Origin of the sequence: Verrucosispora sp. WMMA2121, from assembly GCF_027460185.1 — a bacterium.
Lineage (GTDB): Bacteria > Actinomycetota > Actinomycetes > Mycobacteriales > Micromonosporaceae > Micromonospora > Micromonospora palythoicola.
The window spans coordinates 4,076,040-4,096,191 of sequence record NZ_JAPZBH010000006.1 but is presented as its reverse complement, the minus strand read 5'-3'; the positions used below and the strand labels follow the sequence as shown (position 1 = coordinate 4,096,191).

The 20,152-nt window shown below is 71.6% G+C and carries 20 protein-coding genes; 15 read left to right on the top strand and 5 right to left on the bottom strand.

Annotation, left to right across the window (positions count from 1 at the left end; all coding sequences use genetic code 11):
• Nucleotides 1–67 precede the first annotated feature (67 nt).
• Complete coding sequence (locus tag O7605_RS27375) at nt 68–550, top strand: type II toxin-antitoxin system PemK/MazF family toxin (RefSeq protein WP_269741840.1); 483 nt, start codon at nt 68–70, stop codon at nt 548–550.
• 62 nt (nt 551–612) lie between these two features.
• Here O7605_RS27375 and O7605_RS27370 read toward each other — a convergent pair whose 3' ends face one another.
• Both O7605_RS27370 and O7605_RS27365 read right to left on the bottom strand, forming a co-directional pair.
• A complete protein-coding gene (locus O7605_RS27370) occupies nt 613–1,263 on the bottom strand; it encodes a flavodoxin family protein (protein WP_269741839.1) in 651 nt (216 codons plus the stop codon).
• 78 nt (nt 1,264–1,341) lie between these two features.
• On the bottom strand, nt 1,342–1,989 hold the full coding sequence (locus tag O7605_RS27365) for a GGDEF domain-containing protein (protein WP_269741838.1): 648 nt from the start codon (nt 1,987–1,989) through the stop codon (nt 1,342–1,344).
• A 255-nt stretch (nt 1,990–2,244) separates the two neighbouring features.
• On the opposite strand from O7605_RS27365, the gene O7605_RS27360 reads away from it, so the two are divergent.
• The 5 genes from O7605_RS27360 (at nt 2,245) to O7605_RS27340 (ending at nt 6,574) form a co-directional block, all read left to right on the top strand.
• The gene (locus O7605_RS27360; protein WP_164449783.1) at nt 2,245–2,484 is read left to right on the top strand and encodes a DUF397 domain-containing protein; all 240 of its coding nucleotides are present in this window, start codon (nt 2,245–2,247) and stop codon (nt 2,482–2,484) included.
• Nucleotides 2,485–2,622: 138 nt separating this feature from the next.
• Nucleotides 2,623–3,504, top strand: coding sequence for a helix-turn-helix domain-containing protein (locus tag O7605_RS27355; protein ID WP_443084010.1), 882 nt, complete (start codon nt 2,623–2,625; stop codon nt 3,502–3,504).
• A gap of 237 nt (nt 3,505–3,741) precedes the next feature.
• On the top strand, nt 3,742–4,797 hold the full coding sequence (locus O7605_RS27350) for a LacI family DNA-binding transcriptional regulator (protein WP_269741836.1): 1,056 nt from the start codon (nt 3,742–3,744) through the stop codon (nt 4,795–4,797).
• Nucleotides 4,798–4,799: 2 nt separating this feature from the next.
• Nucleotides 4,800–5,006, top strand: a complete 207-nt coding sequence (locus O7605_RS27345; protein WP_269741835.1) for a hypothetical protein — start codon at nt 4,800–4,802, stop codon at nt 5,004–5,006.
• A 44-nt stretch (nt 5,007–5,050) separates the two neighbouring features.
• The gene (locus tag O7605_RS27340) at nt 5,051–6,574 is read left to right on the top strand and encodes a serine/threonine-protein kinase (protein WP_269741834.1); all 1,524 of its coding nucleotides are present in this window, start codon (nt 5,051–5,053) and stop codon (nt 6,572–6,574) included.
• Nucleotides 6,575–6,613: 39 nt separating this feature from the next.
• Here the strand turns inward: O7605_RS27340 and O7605_RS27335 are convergent, their stop codons facing one another.
• Nucleotides 6,614–7,309, bottom strand: coding sequence for a carbon-nitrogen hydrolase family protein (locus tag O7605_RS27335; RefSeq protein WP_269741833.1), 696 nt, complete (start codon nt 7,307–7,309; stop codon nt 6,614–6,616).
• A 71-nt stretch (nt 7,310–7,380) separates the two neighbouring features.
• Between O7605_RS27335 and O7605_RS27330 the strand changes: the two genes are divergently transcribed.
• Nucleotides 7,381–8,184, top strand: a complete 804-nt coding sequence (locus O7605_RS27330) for a DedA family protein (RefSeq protein WP_269741832.1) — start codon at nt 7,381–7,383, stop codon at nt 8,182–8,184.
• A gap of 133 nt (nt 8,185–8,317) precedes the next feature.
• On the top strand, nt 8,318–8,680 hold the full coding sequence (locus O7605_RS27325; RefSeq protein ID WP_443084009.1) for a protein-tyrosine phosphatase family protein: 363 nt from the start codon (nt 8,318–8,320) through the stop codon (nt 8,678–8,680).
• A gap of 132 nt (nt 8,681–8,812) precedes the next feature.
• Here the strand turns inward: O7605_RS27325 and O7605_RS27320 are convergent, their stop codons facing one another.
• Nucleotides 8,813–11,086: an excinuclease ABC subunit UvrA gene (locus tag O7605_RS27320; RefSeq protein ID WP_269741830.1), complete on the bottom strand. Its 2,274-nt coding sequence runs from the start codon at nt 11,084–11,086 to the stop codon at nt 8,813–8,815.
• 176 nt (nt 11,087–11,262) lie between these two features.
• Here O7605_RS27320 and O7605_RS27315 point away from each other — a divergent pair, with 176 nt between their 5' ends.
• Nucleotides 11,263–11,988: a MerR family DNA-binding transcriptional regulator gene (locus tag O7605_RS27315; protein WP_269741829.1), complete on the top strand. Its 726-nt coding sequence runs from the start codon at nt 11,263–11,265 to the stop codon at nt 11,986–11,988.
• 171 nt (nt 11,989–12,159) lie between these two features.
• Here the strand turns inward: O7605_RS27315 and O7605_RS27310 are convergent, their stop codons facing one another.
• Nucleotides 12,160–13,041: a hypothetical protein gene (locus tag O7605_RS27310; RefSeq protein WP_269741828.1), complete on the bottom strand. Its 882-nt coding sequence runs from the start codon at nt 13,039–13,041 to the stop codon at nt 12,160–12,162.
• Nucleotides 13,042–13,354: 313 nt separating this feature from the next.
• Between O7605_RS27310 and O7605_RS27305 the strand changes: the two genes are divergently transcribed.
• The 6 genes from O7605_RS27305 to O7605_RS27280 all read left to right on the top strand — a co-directional run bounded on the left by O7605_RS27305 (nt 13,355) and on the right by O7605_RS27280 (nt 20,076).
• Nucleotides 13,355–14,701: a D-alanyl-D-alanine carboxypeptidase family protein gene (locus O7605_RS27305; RefSeq protein WP_269741827.1), complete on the top strand. Its 1,347-nt coding sequence runs from the start codon at nt 13,355–13,357 to the stop codon at nt 14,699–14,701.
• A gap of 83 nt (nt 14,702–14,784) precedes the next feature.
• Nucleotides 14,785–16,023 (top strand): D-alanyl-D-alanine carboxypeptidase family protein, encoded by a 1,239-nt coding sequence (locus tag O7605_RS27300; protein WP_269741826.1) that lies wholly within the window; start codon nt 14,785–14,787, stop codon nt 16,021–16,023.
• On the top strand, nt 15,968–16,825 hold the full coding sequence (locus tag O7605_RS27295; RefSeq protein WP_269741825.1) for a M15 family metallopeptidase: 858 nt from the start codon (nt 15,968–15,970) through the stop codon (nt 16,823–16,825). Before O7605_RS27300 ends, O7605_RS27295 begins: the two co-directional genes overlap by 56 nt.
• Nucleotides 16,826–17,046: 221 nt before the next feature.
• Nucleotides 17,047–17,835, top strand: coding sequence for a class I SAM-dependent methyltransferase (locus O7605_RS27290; protein ID WP_269741824.1), 789 nt, complete (start codon nt 17,047–17,049; stop codon nt 17,833–17,835).
• Between the two features lie 172 nt (nt 17,836–18,007).
• Nucleotides 18,008–19,039 carry an extracellular catalytic domain type 2 short-chain-length polyhydroxyalkanoate depolymerase gene (locus O7605_RS27285; RefSeq protein ID WP_269741823.1) on the top strand — a complete coding sequence of 344 codons (1,032 nt, stop codon included), beginning with the start codon at nt 18,008–18,010 and terminating at the stop codon, nt 19,037–19,039.
• Between the two features lie 116 nt (nt 19,040–19,155).
• The gene (locus O7605_RS27280; RefSeq protein WP_269741822.1) at nt 19,156–20,076 is read left to right on the top strand and encodes an ion transporter; all 921 of its coding nucleotides are present in this window, start codon (nt 19,156–19,158) and stop codon (nt 20,074–20,076) included.
• Nucleotides 20,077–20,152 lie beyond the last annotated feature (76 nt).

Below are 20,152 nucleotides of genomic sequence, written 5' to 3'. Positions count from 1 at the left end.
TTCTGGGGCCAGGAAGCGCACGGTCCCTGCCGGCCGGGGCACCGGTGACAGCGGATAGGCTGCCGCCGTGGCAGGTCTGTTCAGGAGTGTGGCGTCCCGTGTCGGTGCGGTGATCCCGAGGCCGCGCGCGGCCGGGCCCACCCCGGCGAAGCTCGCGCGACGGCGTCAGGTCAGCGCGTTGCAGCGCCGCGAGTTGTCGTACGCCCCGGAGCCAGACGGACAGGCCGACCCGGGGGAGATCGTCTGGACCTGGGTGCCCTACGAGGACGACCCCCGGCAGGGCAAGGACCGGCCGGTGCTGGTGGTGGGCCGGCACAGCCGGACCCTGTTCGGGCTGATGCTCTCCAGCCAGCAGGACCGCCATGGCGACCGGCACTGGCTGGCCCTCGGGCCGGGCGACTGGGACCGTGACCGGCGGCCGAGCTGGGTGCGCCTGGACCGGGTGCTGACCATGCGGGAGGACAGCATCCGGCGGGAGGGCGCGGTGCTGGACCGGGCCCGGTTCGATCGGGTGGGCCAGGCCCTGCGCGCCGGGTACGGCTGGCGCTGACCGTCCGGCTCGCCCGGTCCGCAGCCCCGGCCGGCCTGCTGGACCGGGTCGGGCCGGTGGCCTCAGCCGGACCGCTGGGCCGGCTCGACCGCGGCGTCGCGGGCGTCCGGCGGCGGGTACGGCTGTTCGGCGAGCAGCCGCGCCAGGTGGGCGCTGTTGAGCGCCAACGCCTTCGTCGCCCGGCCGGTGGTGTCCGGCTTCGGACGCGCGTCGATGTAGTCGGTCTTGTGCAGTGCCTCGCCGACCCAGTACGTCGCGCCGGCCGCCGCGCAGGTGAAGCCGACCTCGTTGAGTGCCTGCTGCACCTGCCCGATCGTGTGGTGGGCACCGTCCTCGTTGCCGACGACCGCCACCGCGGCCACCTTGCCGTAGGTCAGCAGCCGCCCCTGGTCGTCGGTCTCGCTGAGCTCGGCGTCGAGGCGTTCCAGGACCATCTTGCAGACGCTCGACGGTTGCCCGAGCCAGATCGGTGTGGCGATCACGAAGATCTGCGCGGCCAGCAGTTTCGCCCGGATCTGCGGCCAGGCGTCGCCATCGCCCTCGTCGGTGGAGACACCGAAGCGGACGTCGTGGTCCACGACCCGGATCAGCTCGCCGGTGACCCCCTGCTCGCCGAGGGCGTCGAGCACCTCTCGGCCCAGCACCTCGGAGCTGGACCGGGTGGGGGAGCGTTTCAGGGTGCAGTTGAGGATCAACGCCCGAATGTCTGCCATGATCTTCCCTCCGCCGTACCAGCCTGGTTACGGCGGAGTACCCACCTGAGGGGCGGCGACGCGTGGTGCGGGTTGATGTCAGCACTCGGCGAGGTACGCGGTGTCGCGCAGCGCCCGGCCCGGTCGGCCGCTGCCGAGCGCCTTGGCCTCGTACATCGCCGCGTCGGCGCGGTTGAGCGCCTCGGTGAGCTGGCTGTCCAGCACGGGTGCCAGACCGACCGAGGCGGTCACCCGGAGGGTGACGGCACCCATCGGGATCGGCGCGGCGAGCATGTCGTACAGCCGCCGGGTGGCGTGGTCGATCCACCGCCGGTCGAGGGTCGGGCTGGCCAGCAGTCCGGCGAACTCGTCACCGCCGAGGCGGGCCACCAGGTTGTCACCGGCGAAAGTGGCCAGTCGCTGGGCGACGCTGACCAGTACCTGATCTCCCGCGGCGTGCCCGTACCGGTCGTTGATCTGCTTGAAGTCGTCGAGATCGAGGACCACGGCGATCAGATGGCAGCCGGAGCGGTCGGTGAGCAGCGTCGCGGCGAGGCGGTAGAAGGCCCGTCGGTTCGGTAGGCCGGTCAGCGGGTCGTGGCTGGCGGCGTGCCGTTCCGCGGTGAGTTCGGCCTGGAGACGTCCGATCTCCGCCTCGGCCCGCACGGCCCGGCGTCCCAACTGCCAGGAGGAGAGCAGCGCTCCTGCGGCGCAGATGCCGGACGCGACGGTCAGCGGATCCGGCACCACCATCTCCCTTCTCCGCGACACACGCCCGACACCTGGTGGCGGACGCTGCCAGACACCTCGTTTCCCCTGATGGTCGTCAGGTTCGCGGGACAGAGCGTGCGCAGGTAGGCGGCACGCACGTGCGTTATCATCCCCGGTGTCCATTGCAGATGCAATAGCAGATGCACGTGCATAACGAGCCGACGCCGCCCCTCAAGCCGCTACCGCTCCTCCCACGGCACCGGCGCCAATCGGAGAGAACAGAAGCCCCTCATGCAGCAGCCGCCAAACGGTGTACCCGTTGACCACTTGCCTCCCCTCGCCTGGCAGAAGAGCCGGCGCAGCAATCCCAGTGGAAACTGTGTCGAGCTGGCGGAGCTGCCCGGCGGTGCGGGAATAGCCCTGCGCAACTCCCGGCACCCGGACGGACCCGCGCTGATCTACACGGTGGACGAGATCGCCGCGTTCGTGCTCGGCGCCCGGGACGGTGACTTCGATCATCTGATCGGCTGACCCCACATCCCATCGACGGGATTCGTCCCGCACGGGATGGGCGGTTCACCTCACTGACGGTTCATGGCATGCTTACACGTCGGTCGAGTCGGTCCACCGGTTCGACCACTGACGGCATGCGGAGGACGGTAGGTGACCATGGTTTCCGCCGAGGAGGGTCCGGCGGCCGGCCCGACCGTGCTGCGGATGCTGCTGGGTGCTCAACTTCGACGCCTGCGGGAGTCGCGGGGTGTCTCCCGGGAGAGCGCCGGCTGGGAGATCCGATCCTCCGAATCGAAGATCAGTCGGATGGAGCTGGGTCGGGTCGGGTTCAAGGAACGCGACGTCGCCGACCTGCTCACGCTCTACGGCGTCACCGCCGAGCAGGAGCGCGCCGCGCTGCTCAAACTGGCCCGCGACGCGAACAACCCGGGCTGGTGGCACCGGTACGGCGACGTCCTGCCGTCGTGGTTCCAGTCGTACCTCGGGCTGGAGGCCGCGGCCGCGCTCATCCGCAGCTACGAGGTCCAGTTCGTCCCGGGCCTGTTGCAGACCCGGGAGTACGCCCGCGCCGTGGTGCTGCTCGGTCACGGCACGGCCGGTCCCGAGGAGATCGACCGTCGGGTGGATCTGCGGATGCGCCGCCAGGAACTGTTGGCCCGGCCCCGCCCACCGCGCCTGTGGGCGGTCGTCGACGAGGCGGCGCTGCGCCGGCCGATCGGTGGCCCGCAGGTGATGCGCGGTCAACTGGAGGCGCTGCTCGAGGCGACGCGTACGCCGAACGTCCGGCTGCAGGTGATCCCGTTCGCCGCCGGTGGGCACGCCGCCGCCGGTGGCGCCTTCACCATCCTGCGCTTCGGTGACCAGGACCTGCCCGACATCGTGTACATCGAACAGTTGACCAGTGCCATCTACCTGGACAAGCGCGAGGATCTCGACTTCTACGCGGTGGCCATGGAGCGGCTCTGCGTCGAGGCCGAGCCACCGGAGCGCACCCCGGAGATCCTGGAACGAATGATCGCCGACCTCACCCCCCGCTAACACCCCCACCCCGCACCCCACCCCCCGCGCGCACCGCCCGCCCGGGGGTGCGCTGCGTTGCGCGCGGACCCAAGCGTTGATCATGAAGGTATCGCCACGGCAAGCGCTTTCCACAGCAACAACTTCATGATCAACCTGGGGGTCGGGGTGGTGGGGGATTGACGGGGGTGGGGGTGGGGGGTAGCGTCTGGATCGATCCAGTTGCTGGATCGATCCAGAGGGCAGGGGGGTGGGGAGATGAAGCCGACCTTGCGGGCCGTGGCTGAGGCCGTCGGTGTCTCGCGCAGCACCGTCTCCAACGCCTACTGCCGTCCTGACCAACTCTCAGCACAGCTGCGTCAGCGCATTTTGGGGACCGCGCGGGAGATGGGCTACCCGGGGCCCGACCCCACCGCCCGGTCGCTGCGGCGGGGCTTCGTGGGCGCGATCGGGGTGCTGTTCACCTCCCGGCTGTCGTACGCGTTCACCGACCCCTTCGCCGTCCGGTTCCTCACCGGGGTGGCCGAGGCGGCCGAGCGCTACGACAGCAACCTGCTGCTGATACCCCTGCCCGACGACGCCGTCGGCGCGCGCACGGCGGTGGAGAACGCCGCCGTCGACGGGTTCTGCGTCTACTGCGCCGGCGACGAGGAGGGCATTCTCGACGCGATCCGTGGCCGTGGCCTGCCCTTCGTCACCACCTCCTCGCGTCCCCGGGCGGGTGACCTCTGGGTGGGCATCGACGAACGGTCCGCCGCCCGGTCCGCCGCGACGCACCTGACCGCCCTCGGCCACCGGAAGGTCGCCCTGCTCGGCCACGACGTGCTGCCCGACGCGCCTGCCGGGCCGCTGCTGGTCGACGACGTGGCCGACGTGCCGCATCCCACCACCCGGGACCGACTGGCTGGCTTCGCCGACGCCTTCGCGGCGGCCGGGGTCGCCTGGCCTGACCTGACCGTGCTCACCGCGACCGACAACACCCGAGCCGCGGGCGCCGCCGCGGTCAGCGCGCTGACGCACCTGCCCGAGCCGCCCACCGCGGTGCTGGCCTGCTCCGACGTGCTCGCCCTCGGCGCACTCGACGTCCTGCGGGCCGACGGCGAGTGGGGACGGGGTGTCTCGGTGACCGGCTTCGACGACATCGCCGAGGCCGCCCCGGCCGGCCTGACCACCATCAGCCAACCCGGCGAGGCGAAGGGCCGAAGCGCCGCCACGCTGCTGCTCGACCCGCCCGTGGACACCGCCGCGGGCCAGATCCTGCTGCCCACCACGCTCGTCGTCCGGAGCAGCTCCGGACCGCTGCCGAGGAGTTGACCATGGAACAGTCCACCGGCTTCGTCATGGCCGTCGACGCGGTGACCCGCCATGTCCTGTCCGCCCGCCCGGACGCGCCGGTCCGACCCGACGTACCCCGGCCGGAGCGGCTGGTGGTCACCCGCCGGTTCGCCGCCGGGGCGCTGCGCCGGCTCGCCGAGAAGATCCAGCCTCGTCCGGTGCCCGCCCCGCCCGCCTGCCGTACGTAGGACGGGTGGTGCGCCGGGCGGTGCAGCAGGCAGACTGGAGGCCCATGTCGCCGTTCACCCCCAGCCTGCGGTTGCACGACCGCTACGTGCTGCACGACCGCGTCGGCCTCGGCGGAATGTCCGAGGTGTGGCGCGCCGACGACGAGGTCCTGGGCCGGTCGGTCGCGGTGAAGGTCCTCGCCGGGACGTTCGCCGTCGACCCGGACCTGCGGGCCACCCTCCGGCGGGAGGCCCGTGCGGCGGCACGCCTGGCTCACCCGCACGTGACCCAGGTGTACGACTACGGCGAGGCGGCTCTGACCGACGGCAGCGTCGTGCCGTACCTGGTGATGGAGCTGGTCGACGGGCGGAATCTCGCCGACCGGCTGGCCGACGGCCCGCTGCCCTGGCGGCCGGCCCTGCGGATGGCCGCCGAGGTGGCCAGCGCGCTGGCTGCCGCGCACCGCCTCGGCGTGGTGCACTGCGACGTCAAGCCGGGCAACGTCATGCTCACCGACGACGGTGCCAAGGTGCTCGACTTCGGCATCGCCGCACTCGCCGGGGCGCCCACGCCCGGTGGGCGACCGGCCGGCGGCGCCCTGATGGGTACGCCCGCGTACCTGGCGCCGGAGAGGTTGGGCAACGCCCCGCCCCATCCGGCCAGCGACGTGTACGCCCTCGGCGCGCTGCTGTACCGCGCCCTCACCGGTGACGTGCCGCTGCCCGTGCGTAGCTGGTCGGACGCGGTCCGGGTGCATGCCGACCGGCCGGCCGTGGCACTCCCACGGGTGCCGGGCCTGCCGGCGGATCTCGCCCAGCTGGTGCTGGCCTGCCTCGACCCTGATCCGGAACGACGTCCCACGGCCGGACGACTGGCCACCCGGTTGCGTGCCGCCGCCTCCGGTCCGGCGGCACCGGCCACGGTCGACGGGCCGGTCGTCAGCGGCGGCGGGCAGCAGCCGCAGGAAACCACCCGGCCGGTGCGCCACCATCCGCCGACCTTGATCGAGCCGGCGGACCGCCCGGCCGTCGTGTCCGGCATCGCGCCACGATCCGCGTCCCGTGGACCACTGCGGGCCCGCGGCCGGCCGGCACCCGGACGGCCGCCGGGCCGGCGCGGACCCACCGGCCCGCCCACCGGTGCGCTCGTCACGTTCGCACTTGTCCTGCTGCTGGGCCTGGGCGCGGCGCTCGTCCTCGGCGACCGGGGCGACGGGCAGCCGACGGCCACCCCCACCACACCCTCGGCCGATCGGCCGACCTCCGCCGCGCCGGCCGCACCACGACCCGCCGAGACCTCGCCGGCCGATCCACCGGAGCCGGCGAGCCTGCGGGGGGCGGCGGTCGAACTCATCGCGCTGCTCACCGAGGCGCAGCTCACCGGCGAGATCGAGCGGAAGGCCGCCGACCGGTTGCGTAAGGAGCTGACCGAACTGGTCGGGAGCCGGTCGAAGGACCAGCAGAAGCGACTGGAGGATCTGCGCGAACGGCTCGACGACGAGGTGGACCGCGGTCGGCTTCCCGCCGACTTGGCCGATCGGGTCGACGACGTGCTGGACCGGTTCGAGCAAACCCTGCCGCAGGGCTGAACGGTCCGGCACCGGCCAGCAGCCGGTCGGTGCGGACGGTCAGGTCAGGGTCGCCTGGACGAACTCACCCGGCGCGGTCCCGGCGCGGGCGAGGACCGAGCCGTCCGACGACCAGATCGCCGATCGTCCGGCCGTCTCGGTGTAGCCGCCGCCGGTGGCGCCGGCGAAGCTGGCGACCGCGACCGCGACCCGGTGGGTGGTGCTGATCCGCAGCGCCCGCTGATCCGGCACGTGCGCCTGGGCGGCGGCGTCGACGATCGAGGCGGCGTACACGTCGACGCCGGCAGCGCAGGTTTGTTCCGCGTGCGCCACGACCCCGGTGTCCTTGCAGATCGCCAGGCCGATCCGCCAGCCGTCGACGTCCAGCACGACCGGTGCCGGTCCGGGGCGGAAGCGGCGGGCCTCGACGTCCCCGAGCCACATCTTGCGGTACGCCACCTGGACCCCGGTGCCGTCCACGGCGAGGGTGGCGATGTGCTCCCCGGCCACCGGCGCGCCGACCAGCGCTACCGTCCCTGCCGCCGTACACGCGGCGACCAGCGGCGCGAGCCGCGGATCCGCCGGGTCGACCGGCGCGGCGTCGAGTTCGTAGCCGGTGAGCGACAGCTCCGGAAAGACGACCACCCTGGTCGCGGCGGCACGGACGATCGCGGCGTGCGCCGCCACGTTCGTCGCCACGTCGTACGACACGCACGGGGGCTGGGCGACGGCGACGGTCAGCGGAGGGCGGGGCATGCGCGCAGCCTAGTTCCGGAAAGTCGACGCCGGTGCGCCGACTCTCAGGTGCGGTTCGTAGCGTGTAGGACATGACGCATGTCCGGTACGCCTCGCCCTCGGTCGTCGGCCAGTCCGCACCACCCGAGGACGGCCTGGTCGGTTTCGTCACCGACCTGGTGGAGCGGCTCGGTGGCCCGGGTGCGGGGCTGGCCGTGGCGCTGGAGAACCTGTTCCCGCCGATTCCCAGCGAGGTGATCCTGCCGCTCGCCGGGTTCGTCGCGGCGCAGGGGCGGATGAACGTCATCGGGGCCATCTTCTGGACGACACTCGGTTCGCTGCTCGGCGCCCTCGCGCTCTACTGGGTCGGCGCCGCGCTGGGCCGGGAGCGGACGCGGGCCATCGCGGCGCGGCTGCCGCTGGTGAAGCTCAGCGACATCGACCGGACCGAGGAGTGGTTCCTGCGGCACGGCGTCAAGGCCGTCTTCTTCGGACGGATGATCCCGATCTTCCGGAGCATGATCTCCATTCCGGCCGGGGTGGAACGCATGCCGCTGCTCACCTTCGCGGTCTACACCACGCTGGGCAGCCTGATCTGGAACACCACCTTCGTGATGGCCGGTTACCTGCTGGGCGACAACTGGCACCTGGTCGAGGGGTACGCCGGCATCCTGCAGAACGTGGTCATCGCCGCCACGGCGTTGGGTGTCGTCTGGTTCGTCGTCACCCGGTTGCGCCGCTCGCGTCGAGCCGGCGGACTGCTGCCGAACGACAGCGGCGCCGGCCTGACCGACTCGACGCCCACCGGGGTGCCGGATCCCGACGGGCGGGGCACCATCTACCGCAGCGTCTGGTCGGACGGCCACGAACGGACCGACCGGGAACCCCGGCGCTGATTCCGGCCAGCCCCGGTGCGGACGACACGCCGCAGCGTCGCCGGACGTCGCGGTTTGCCGGCGAGGAGGTGTGGTGCGCGGATCGGACTGGGCGGACGGGGCCGGTGTGGTGGAACTGCCCGGCGGGGTCCGGATGCGGGGCCGCCGGATCGGTGACCCGGCGACACCGGCCGACTTCAGCCTGCTGCTCGCTGCCGGGCCGGTGCCCGGTTGGGCGTACCGGCGGGTCCGGTGGCCGGACTTCGGGGTTCCGCTGGATCGGGCGGACGCGCTGGACGCGCTCGGTGAGGCGCTGCGTCGCGGGTACGCCGGCCAGCGGGTGGAGGTGGCCTGCCGGGGTGGCACGGGACGGACCGGCACCGCCTTGGCGGCGCTGGCCGTCCTCGACGGGTTGCCCGCCGAGGACGCGGTCGACTGGGTACGCGCCGCCTACCGGCCGGACGCGGTGGAGACACCCTGGCAACGGCGCTGGCTGCGCCGGCTGTCCGCGGTCTGACGAGCCCGACCGGCGGTGTGGTGGTGGGGCCGGCGGGATGCGTAGCTCCGCGGCGTCGACGCGGCAGGAGCACCCCGGTCGGGCGACGGGGGGCCGGAGCCGGTCGGCGGGCGCCACCGGCTCCGGCGGCGTTCAGCCGGCCACGTAGTCCCGCAGGTGGCGGGCGGTGAGCGTGTCGCCGCGCGCCACCAGGTCGGCGGGGGTGCCGGTGAACACGATCCGACCGCCGTCGTGACCGGCACCCGGTCCGAGGTCGATCAGCCAGTCCGCGTGTGCCATCACCGCCTGGTGGTGCTCGATGACGATCACCGTGTTGCCGGCGTCGACGAGCCGGTCGAGCAGCGCGAGCAGCTGGTCGACGTCGGCCAGGTGCAGTCCGGTGGTCGGCTCGTCCAGCACGTAGGTGCCGGCCTTGTCGGCCATGTGGATGGCCAGCTTGAGCCGTTGTCGCTCGCCGCCGGAGAGGGTGGTCAGTGGCTGGCCGAGGGTGAGGTAACTCAGCCCGACGCCGGCCATCCGGTCCAGGATGGTCCGGGCCGGTCCGCCGGGGAAGAAGTCCCGGGCCTCGGCCACCGACATGCCGAGCACCTCGCTGATGGTGCGCCCGCGCAGCCGGTAGGTGAGCACCTCGTCGGTGAAGCGGCGACCCTCGCACTGCTCGCAGACGGAGGCGACGCCGGCCATCATCGCCAGGTCGGTGTAGACCAGCCCGATGCCCTTGCAGGTGGGGCAGGCGCCCTCGGAGTTGGCGCTGAACAGGGCGGCCTTGACCCCGTTGGCCTTGGCGAAGGCGGTGCGTACCGGGTCGAGCAGGCCGGTGTAGGTGGCCGGGTTGCTGCGCCGGGAGCCACGGATCGGGGCCTGGTCCACGACGACCACACCGTCGCGGCCGTGCAGTGAGCCGTGCACCAGGGAGCTCTTGCCGGAGCCGGCCACGCCGGTGACCACGGTCAACACACCGAGCGGGATGTCCACGCTGACGTCGCGCAGGTTGTGCAGATCGGCGTGCCGGATCGCGAGGTGCCCGCGAGGCGTACGGACCGGTTCCCGGAGCCGTACCCGGTGGTCCAGGTGCCGACCGGTGAGCGTGTCGGAGCGGCGCAGGCCGGGCACGTCCCCGGTGTAGCAGATCCGGCCACCGGCGGCACCGGCACCGGGACCGAGATCGACCACATGGTCGGCAACCGCGATGGTCTCCGGCTTGTGCTCGACCACGAGCACCGTGTTGCCCTTGTCCCGCAGCCGTAGCAGCAGGTCGTTCATCCGGGCGATGTCGTGCGGGTGCAGGCCGACAGTGGGTTCGTCGAACACGTACGTGATGTCGGAGAGGCTGGAACCGAGGTGCCGGACCATCTTGACCCGCTGCGCCTCACCACCGGAGAGGGTGGCCGACTCCCGGTCGAGGCTGAGATATCCCAGACCGATCTCGACCAGCGAGTCCAGCAACTCCCGAAGGTTGCCGGTCAACGGGGCGACCGACGGGTCGTCGATGCGGCGGATGAACCCGGCCAGGTCGCTGATCTGCATCGCGGCGCACTCGGCGATGTTGCGGCCGGCGATGCGGGAGGACAGCGCCGCCGCGTTCAGCCGGGTTCCTCCGCAGTCGGCGCAGGTGGTGAAGGTGACCGCCCGGTCGACGAAGGCCCGGATGTGCGGCTGCATGGACTCCCGGTCCTTGGCGAGGTAGAGCCGGCGCACCTTGACGAACAGACCCTCGTAGGTCAGGTTCGTGCCGCCCACCTTGATCTTCGTGGCGGGCTTGTGCAGGAGGTCCTGCCACTGCTGCGGCGTGAAGTCCTGGAGCTTGACGTCCGGGTCGAACAGGCCGGAGCCGACGATGGTCTGCCAGTACCACGTGTCGACGGCGAAGTTCGGCACGGTGATCGCACCGTCGTTGAGCGACTTCTCCACGTCGACCAGTTCGTTGACGTCGAGATCGGAGACCCGGCCCAGGCCCTCACAGGTGGGGCACATCCCCTCGGCCAGGTTGAAGCTGAAGGCGCCGGCCCCGCCGACGTGCGGGTCACCCAGCCGGCTGAACACGATGCGCAGCATCGCGTACGCGTCGGTGGCGGTGCCGACGGTGGAGCGCGAGTTGGCGCCCATCCGCTCCTGGTCGACCACGATGGCCGGGGTGAGATTGCGTAGCGAGTCCACGTCGGGCCGGGAGAGGTTGGGCATGAACGACTGGAGGAAGGCGCTGTAGGTCTCGTTGATCAGCCGCTGGGACTCGGCGGCGATGGTGCCGAAGACCAGTGAGGACTTGCCGGAACCGGACACGCCGGTGAAGACGGTGAGCCGGCGCTTGGGGATGTCGACCGAGACGGCGTCGAGGTTGTTCTCCCGCGCCCCGCGTACCTCGATGACGTCGTGACTGTCGGCGGCGGACCCTGCTGACTGCTGCATGCGAACCCTTCGCGAGATCGTGGACGGACTCCCGCCCGGGAACTGGCTTCCGATGGCCTGGCCGGGTTCAATTGTCTCATTCAAGTGCTTGTGGAGACTTTCTCGGCAAACTGGGCACTGGTCAGCCCGATAGATGACGAGAAGTCTCAAACGACATGGGAGGCTAGACTGAGGCGGTGGTGGATCGTCGGGGCAGTGGACGGTTGCGTGCGGTGGATCTCGCCGCGACGGCGGGTGTCTCCGTACAGCAGGTCCGCAACTACGTCGACCTCGGCGTGCTGCCTCCGGTCGAGCGCACCCCGAGCGGCTACCGGATCTTCACCGACGCGCACGCGCGGGCCCTGGCGGTGGCCCGGTCGGTGGCCGACGGGCACGGCTGGACGCGTACCCGGGAGATCATGACGGCGGTCCACCGGGGTGACCTGCCGACGGCGCTGGCGTCGCTGGACGCCGGACACGCCGAGTTGGACCGCGAACGGGCCGAGATCCGGATGGTGCTCGGCGCGTTCGAGACGGTGGTCGGTAGTCCACGCCGGCCCACCGCCGTACCCCGCCGGGCGGTACGCGTCGGGGTCGTCGCCGATCTGGTCGGGGTCCGCACCTCACAACTGCGTCTGTGGGAGGCGCGCGGCCTGCTGCGCCCGGTCCGCGAGGCGGGCACCGGCTACCGGGTGTACGACGAGGCCGAGCAGCGTGCCGCCCAGGTGGTGGCGTTGCTGCGCCGGGGCGCGTACCCGTTCGAGATCATCACGGCGGTGCTCGACGAGATGCGGACCACCGGGAGCTCGCAGCGGGTTCGGGCCGAGCTGGCCCGCCGCGAGCAGGAACTGCACCGTCGCAGCCGGCGGCGGCTGGCCGCCTCGGCGATCCTGCACGACTATCTGTGCCAGCTGGCCGGCTGACACCGCTCGGCCAGGCACCTGGACCGAAGGCGGTGATGTCACGACGACATGTTCCGGTCTGAGTGACATCACCGCCTGAAGGCGATCTTTCCGCGGAGGCTCGGTCAATGTGGTGTTCGAGGGCGGACCACTCGTGTCACCACGCTGGCTCCTCCCGATTCGATCAGGTCGTCAGCGCGCCGAGCAGGGCCTGGCCAGGTTGACCAGATCGGCGGGCCGGTTGCCGTCGACCCGACCGATCGCGGTGGCGATGCGGTTGATCGCCGCGACGCGCCGGTCCTCCAGCGGGCCGATGATGGCGTTGCGCACGAAGTTCGGGCCGCCCTGAGGGTTGGCCGCCTGCCGGGCGAGGCGGGCGTTGGCGTCGGCGATCTGGCTCTCCAGGTTGGCGAGTTCCCGCCGTACCTCCGCGGCGGCCTGAGCCGGCACCGCCGGCAGCCGGTCGGCCACCGTCGGGCAGTTCACCCGCTGTGCCACGCCGGCCCCCGCATTCCCGTTGCCCGCGTTGCCATTTCCGGCGTTGCCGTTGCCCGCGTTGGCGTTGCCCGCGTTGCCACTTCCGGCGTTGCCGTTTCCGGCGTTTCCGGCGTTGCCGTTGCCCGCGTTGGCGTTGACGGCGCTGGGCACCCCTGCGGCGTTCAGGCCGCAGGTGGCGAGGCTGGCGAGGTCGGGGCGTTGACCACCGACACGGGAGATGTTGATGCCGATGCGATCGAGGGCGGCGGTCCGCTTGCTGGCCAGCGGCCCGAGGATGGCGTTCTGGATGAAGGCGGGGCCGCCCTGGGGGTTGGCGGCCTGCTGGGCGAGGCGGACGTTCGCCTCGGCGATCTGCTTGTCGAGGTTGGCCAGTTCCTGCTCCACTCCGGCGACGGCGGCGGCGGGCACGTTGGACAGCTTGTCCCGTACCGTCGGGCAGTTCGCCGTCTGCGGCTCGGCCGCGTCGTCGGCGGAGGCCAGCGTCAGACCACCGCCCAGGAGCACCACCGCCAGCACACCGACGCCACCGAGCTTCAAGGCAGCGTGCTTACGGTGCTGCTGCGTACGCCTGACCATGCTTCTCTCCTCATGATTGACCGCCCGACGGGTCGGCCCGTCGGCTGGTGCGCAAAGGGGTGCCCGGAAAGACGCTCGGCGGCGGCGGCCGGCCCCGCCCCGCATGCCGAGGACCCTCGCGGGTGACATCGGACCGAGCCGCGCGGGAGCGCTCCCGCCGCAGGTCCGGGCGTTTCATGTGTTCGGTCGTGGATACGGGGGGTGGGCGCGATCGGTTCAACGATCTGCGGCGACGATCGCGGCCAACGTCCGACCCGAGCCGGCCGGGCGGGGGTGGGCGACACCGACGATCCTGCCGTTAGTCTGCGTGTTCATGAGAGTCCGGGACCTGGCCACCGGTTGCGCCGCCGTCGCCGCCCTGGCCACGGCGGTGACTCCCGGTGCTGCGGTGACCACTGACGGTTCCGGATCGTCCACCTCGGTCGCTCGGCCGGCCGCCGCCGCGCCACCGCTACCCCCGTCGGCGCCCGCGACGTCGGCCCCGACGACCGTGCCCTGTCCGAAGGCGGTGGCACCGAAGGTGGCCCGGTCGCCGAGGCCGACACCACCGCCATCCGTCGCGGCGCACCGGGTGGTCGGCGGAGCCGCGTTGGACACTCCCGGTCTGGTGGTGCCGCCGGGAATGCCGACCCCGCCGAGGGTGACGGCGACCTCGTGGCTGGTGGCGGATCTGGACACCGGCGAGGTGCTGGGTGGCTGCGGTCCACACGAGTACGCCACCCCGGCCAGTGTGCAGAAGCTGCTGCTCGCCGCGACCATGCTGCCGAAGCTCGATCCGGCGCAGGTCGTCACGGTCACCAGGGAAGACCTGGACATCGCACCGGGCAGCTCGGCGGTCGGGCTGCTGCCGGGCGGTCGCTACCGGGTGGAGACACTCTGGCTGGGGCTGCTGCTGCAGTCCGGCAACGAGGCGGCGAACGCGTTGGCCCGCCTCGGCGGCGGCGCCGAGGGCGTGACCGGCGGGGTGCGGGCCATGAACGAGCAGGCCAGACTGCTCGGCGCGTACCAGACCCACGCGGTCACCCCGTCCGGGCTGGACGCCCCCGGCCAGTTCACCAGCGCGTACGACCTGGCCCTGATCGCCCGGGTCTGCTTCGCCGATCCGACCTTCCGGCGGTACGCGCTCACGGAGCGCGCCCGCATCCCGGCGCAGAAGGCGGTGCGGGGCAGGGGCTTCGAGATCCAGAACGAGAACCAACTGGTGTACCGCTATGCCGGTGCTCTCGGCGGCAAGACCGGCTTCACCGATTACGCGCGGCACACCTATGTCGGCGCGGCCGAGCGGGACGGTCGCCGACTGGTCGTCACGCTGCTCGGCGCCGAGCCCCGGCCGCAACGCGGCTGGGAGCAGGGTGCCGCGCTGCTCGACTGGGGCTTCGCGCTGCCCCGGCGGACCAGCGTCGGCCGGCTGGTCGAGCCGGGAGAGCTGGATGCCGCACCGTCACCTACGGTGACCGGGCCGGTCGAGGTGGCACCGCCGCTCGACCAGCCGCGGGTCGGCACCGCCTCCGCCCAGGCGGCGGGCACCGCCTCGGCCACCGGCGGGCCGGGCGCGGGCACGTTCGTGGCGCTCGCCGTCGGAGCGCTCGCGATCGCCCTGGCAATCCTCGCCGCCCGACGCCCGCGCCGAACAGATCTTGGTGCGAAACCGCCCTCATGAGGGCTGCCCGGGTCCAAGATCCGGGCCGCAGTGGTGGTCGATTTGCGAGACTGGTCGGAATTCACCCGATAGTGTCGCTGATTGTGAGAGTTTCCGCACTTACGGTGGCGGTGGCTGCCGCGCTGCTGACGACGCCACTGGTACCGGTCGCCGACGCCCAGGCGGCGGCGCCGGTGCGGTGTCCGCGTCCAGCGCCGCCCGCTCCCGGCCCCACACCTGCGGCGGCGCCGTCACCGGACCCGGTGCAGCGGGCCGTCGGCGGTCCCCGGCTGGCCACCTCCGGTCTGGTCGTGCCGGCGGGCGTGCCGAAGCCGCCGAAGGTGGCCGCCACCTCGTGGCTGGTGGCGGATCTGGACACCGGCGACGTGCTGGGTGGCTGCGGTCCGCACGAGTACGCCACCCCGGCCAGCGTGCAGAAGCTGCTGTTGGCCGCGACCATGCTGCCGAGACTCGATCCGGCCGACGTCGTCACCATCACCGCCGGTGACCTCGACATCGAACCGGGAAGTTCCGCGGTGGGGCTGGTGGCGGGCGGCCGGTACCGGGTGGAGACGCTCTGGCTCGGGTTGCTGCTGCGCTCGGGGAACGAGGTGGCGAACGCGCTGGCCCGCCTCGGTGGCGGGGCGGACGGCATGGCCGGCGGGGTACGGGCGATGAACGAGCAGGCGAAACGGCTCGGCGCGTACCAGACGCACGCGGCGACCCCCTCCGGGCTGGACGGTCCCGGGCAGTTCACCAGTGCGTACGACCTGGCTCTGATCACCCGGGCCTGCTTCGACGACGCACGTTTCCGGCGCTACGTGGCCACCCGGGAGGCGACCGTCCCGGCCCAGCCGAGGCAACGCGCCAAGGGCTTCACCATCGACAACGACAACCAGCTGCTCTACCACTATCCCGGCGCCCTCGGCGGCAAGACCGGCTACACCGATCTGGCCCGGCACACCTACGTCGGCATCGCCGAGCGGAACGGACGGCGGCTCGTGGTGACGTTGCTGGGCGCGGACGTGATCGACAAGCGGGGCTGGCAACAGGGCGCGGCCCTGCTCGACTGGGGATTCGAGCTGCCTTCGGCGGCCTCGGTGGGGGTGCTGGTGAGCCCGGGCGCGGCCACCGGCTCGGCGCCACCGGCCGCCGTACCCCCGCAGGCGTTGCCCGGCGGCGCGTCCGGCGCGGAGACCTCGCAGGCGGCGACCCTGGCCGGTCGCCTGCGGTCGGCCTCCCTGATCGGCCTCGCCATCGGGATGACGCTGCTCGCGGGCGGTCTGGTTGGCCGCCGTCGCGGGCGGCACCGCACCGCCGCGCCGCGCACCGGCCGGCGGTGAGGTGACCTCGCCGCGCACCCTCGCCCTCGGTCTGACGGCGACGCTGGCGCTGGTGACCGGTGGCTGCGGACGGGGCGACGAACCAGAGCCGAAACCATCACCACCGTCGCCATCGGTGTCGCCGGGTTTCGTCGTGCTGTCCGATGTCGACGATCGCATTCTCACCGACATCCGGTACGCCACCGCAGACAACTTCGTCGGCCGCCGCGTCGACGGCTACCGGGAACCGCTGTGCCTGCTCACCGCCCGCGCCGCCGAGGCGCTGCGCCGGGTGCAGGACACGGCGATCGCCGCCAGCCGCAGCCTCAAGGTGTACGACTGCTACCGCCCGCAGCGGGCCACCGACGACTTCCTGCACTGGGCCGGACAGCCGGACCAGGACCTCACGAAGGCCGCGTTCTACCCTCGGGTGCCCAAGGCGGAACTCGTCGACCGCGGCTACCTCGGTGCTCCCAGCTCGCACAGCCGCGGCAGCACCGTCGACGTCACGCTTGTCGACCTATCGGCAGTCGAGCAAGCTCCATCTCGCCCGGCACAGCCAATGGCGGCCTGCGCCGCTCGACGTCACGCTGACAACAGCGTCGACATGGGTACCGGCTTCGACTGCTTCGACCCGCTGTCGCACATCGACGCCCAGGGCATCGCTCCCGCCGCCCGGGAAAACCGGCGGCAGTTGCGGCAGCTGATGACCGACGCTGGCTTCGTCGGCTACGACCGGGAGTGGTGGCACTTCCGCTACCGCGACGAACCCTGGCCGGACGCCTACTTCGACCTGCCGGTAACCCGTTCCTCGGCCGGCTGACACCGAACACAGGGCCCGTATACGAGTGCGACGTGGATAGACCGGCCGAGCGGCTTCTCCTGTCCCGACAGCTGAAACGCGAATGCGAGATCTTGGACATTTTCCGTTAGCGCGAAACGGAAAATTTCCAAGATCTCGTCTGGATGGTTCGAGGGTGGGGCGGTCTCTGCCGAGGGCAGAATGGTTGGCGTCGCGTCTGGTGTCGCGGGCAGGCTGGCGAGGTGAGGGCGGACTTCAACGGTGAGGTGGCGGCGTACTACGCGAGGCACCGGCGCGGCTACCCGCCCCAGGTGCTCGACGCCCTGATCGCCGCATGCCGGCTCGACGTCGACGACACCGTGCTCGACCTTGGCTGCGGCACCGGCCAGCTGACTCTCCCGCTCGCCGCCAGGGTGGGAACTGTCATCGGCATGGACCCCGAGCCGGACATGCTGGCCAAGGCCCGCGAAGCCGCCCGCCGCGAGAAGCGCGTCAATGTCACCTGGGTGCTCGGCGCTGACCGGGATCTGCCCACGCTGGGCCGGCTGCTCGGTGCGCGGACGATCGGTGCGTTGACCGTCGCCGTCGCCGTCCATTTCATGGACCGCGACACGCTGTTCGCCGACGCCCGTCACCTGCTGGGTCCCGGCGGCGGTATCGCCGTGATCACCAACGGCGCTCCCTTGTGGGCGCAGGACGACGAGTGGTCGGTGGTGCTGCGCGACTGTCTGCAACGGCTGCTCGGGCATCCGGTCACCGCCACCTGTCAGACCGACGAGACAGGTCGCCGGCTCAACCAGGAGGCTCTCGTCCGGGCCGGCTACCGGTACGCCGAGTCGTTTGTGCGGTACGACGCGCAGCTCACCGTCGAGGACATGGTCGGCGGGGTCTTCTCCGCCATGTCGGCCGAGCGGCTGCCCTCGGCGTCGGGCCGGGCCGAGTTCACCGCCGAGGTGCGTGGTGCTCTCGGCGGGCGGGACCACGTCACCGAGCGCGTCCAGGTGTGGTCGCAGTTCGGCGTCGTGGACTGATCGCGGCGACAGGGCGCAGCGGAAGCCGAAGGAGGGGCCGTCGACAGCGATCGGCACCACTGTGCGGCCCGGTGACGTGTGGGTCGCGGTCATGTCGGCGGTGACGCAGGTCACGTTAGCGTCGCCGTACGCCGACACCACCGCCGGCGCTCACCGAACCACAGGGAGCGTCATGATCAGACCTGTCTCGCGTCTGCTCGCCGCCGCCGTCGCGGCCCTGCTGCTCACGCCCTCGATGCCGGCCCAGGCCGCCACCACCCCGCACACCAAGACCCCCGTGTCCGGCAGCCTGTCGACCTATCGCATCTCGGGGGTGTACGTCGCCGGGGTCTCCTCCGGCGCCTACCTGGCCGGCCAGCTCCAGGTGGCCTACTCGCAGCGGATCAGGGGAGCGGCGCTGTTCGCCGCCGGCCCCTACTACTGCGCGCAGAACAACGTCGCGCAGGCGCTGTACGGCTGCGGCGACAACATCTACCCGACGTATCTGAGCGCGTTGCAGTCGTACACCCGGACCTGGGCCGGATACGGCTGGGTCGACCCGGTCAGCGGGCTGTCCGGCGAGCCGGTCTACGTGTTCCACGGTGGATCCGACGGCACGGTGAAGCGGTCGGTCAGTGACGACCTGGTCCGCTACCAGCAGCACTTCGGTGCCAGCGTGCAGTACGACAGCGGCTCCTCGGCCGGGCACGGCTGGGTCACGCCCTACGGGACGGTGGGCTGCACGGCCACGACCGCGCCGTACCTCAACGACTGCGGCACCGACCCGCAGCGCACCTTCCTGCGCAAACTGTTCGGGTCGGTCCAGTCGCCCAACACCGGACCGCTCGGCGGCACGCTCGTGCGGTTCAACCAGAACAGCTTCGCGGTGAACGGCTGGGCCAACGGCCTGAGCATGGACGCCAACGGCTTCGCCTACGTCCCGTCCTCCTGCGCCTCGGGCGCGAGCTGCCGGCTGCTGGTGGCGCTGCACGGTTGCCTCCAGGGGCACAGCCGGGTCGGCACCGCCTTCGTGGACCGGGCCAACCTGAACCAGTACGCCGACACCAACGCCACGATCGTGCTGTACCCCCAGGCCATCACCAGTCCCGGCAACCCGAACGGGTGCTGGGACTGGTGGGGTTACCTCGGCGCCACCAACTACCCGATCAAGGGTGGTGCCCAGGTGGAGACGGTGATGAACATGGTGCGCCGGTTGGGCGGCTGAGCGCGGCCGGCGTCGGCCCGTACGCTGTCGTTCATGAATGCCGTACGTCAGCACACCGCCGACGCACGGTGGGCGGCCGCACCGGCCCCGGTGTCCGCACCGGGGCCGGTCGCACGATGAGCGGTGCACCGGTGCCGGCTCCGCGAGGTGGACGGGCGCGTACCAGCAGGTTGTTCGGATGCTGTGCCCGACTCGCCGCGTCCCGCTCCTTCGAGATCGCCATGGTCGGGGTCATTCTCGCCAACGGCGTCGTGCTCGGCCTGGAGACCTACCCCGACCTGGGCCCGGCGGGCACCGCGTTGCGGGCGTTGGAGTGGGCCTTCCGAGCGGTCTTCGTCGTCGAGATCAGCATCCGTATGCTGGCTTACGGTCGCCGCCCGCAGGACTTCTTCCGGCACGGCTGGAACGTCTTCGACTTCCTGGTGATCGCCGCGATCTTCATCCCCGGCCTGCACGGCGACTCGGCGCTGCTGCGGGTGATCCGGGTGCTGCGGATCGTCCGGCTGGTGCGGTTCTCACCCGGCCTGCGCACGATCGTCTCCGCGCTGTGGCGCAGCCTGCCCGGCATCGGTGGTTTCTTCGCCCTGGCGGTGGTGACGCTCTACGTCTACGGCATGGCCGGCTGGTTGATCTTCGGCGAGGCATATCCGGAGCAGTACGGAGACATCGGCCGCTCGCTGCTGACGTTGTTCGTGCTGCTGTCGCTGGAGACGCTGCCCGACCTCATCGAGCAGGGGATGGAGTTCTCGCCCTGGACGGTGCTGTACTACGCCAGCTTTGTGGTGATCACCGTCAACCTGCTGCTCAACATCCTGGTCGCGGTCTTCGTCAACTCGATGGAGGAGGCCCGACGGCTGGAGATGACCGAAGGGCTGGACCCCGGCTACGACTCCGACGGGGACGGTGTGCCCGACGAGGTGGACCGGATCGCGATCAGTCAACGTCTCGATGACCTGCGGACCCTCATCGTCGAACTCGAACGGGAGCTGCGCATCGACCGTGACGACCGACGACTCCGCCGCGTCGGCAGGGAGTGACCGCCGACCAGCGCGTCCGCCTTTGACCAGGATCACGACGCATGCGGATAACGGGCGTCACCGGATAGGGTCGTTA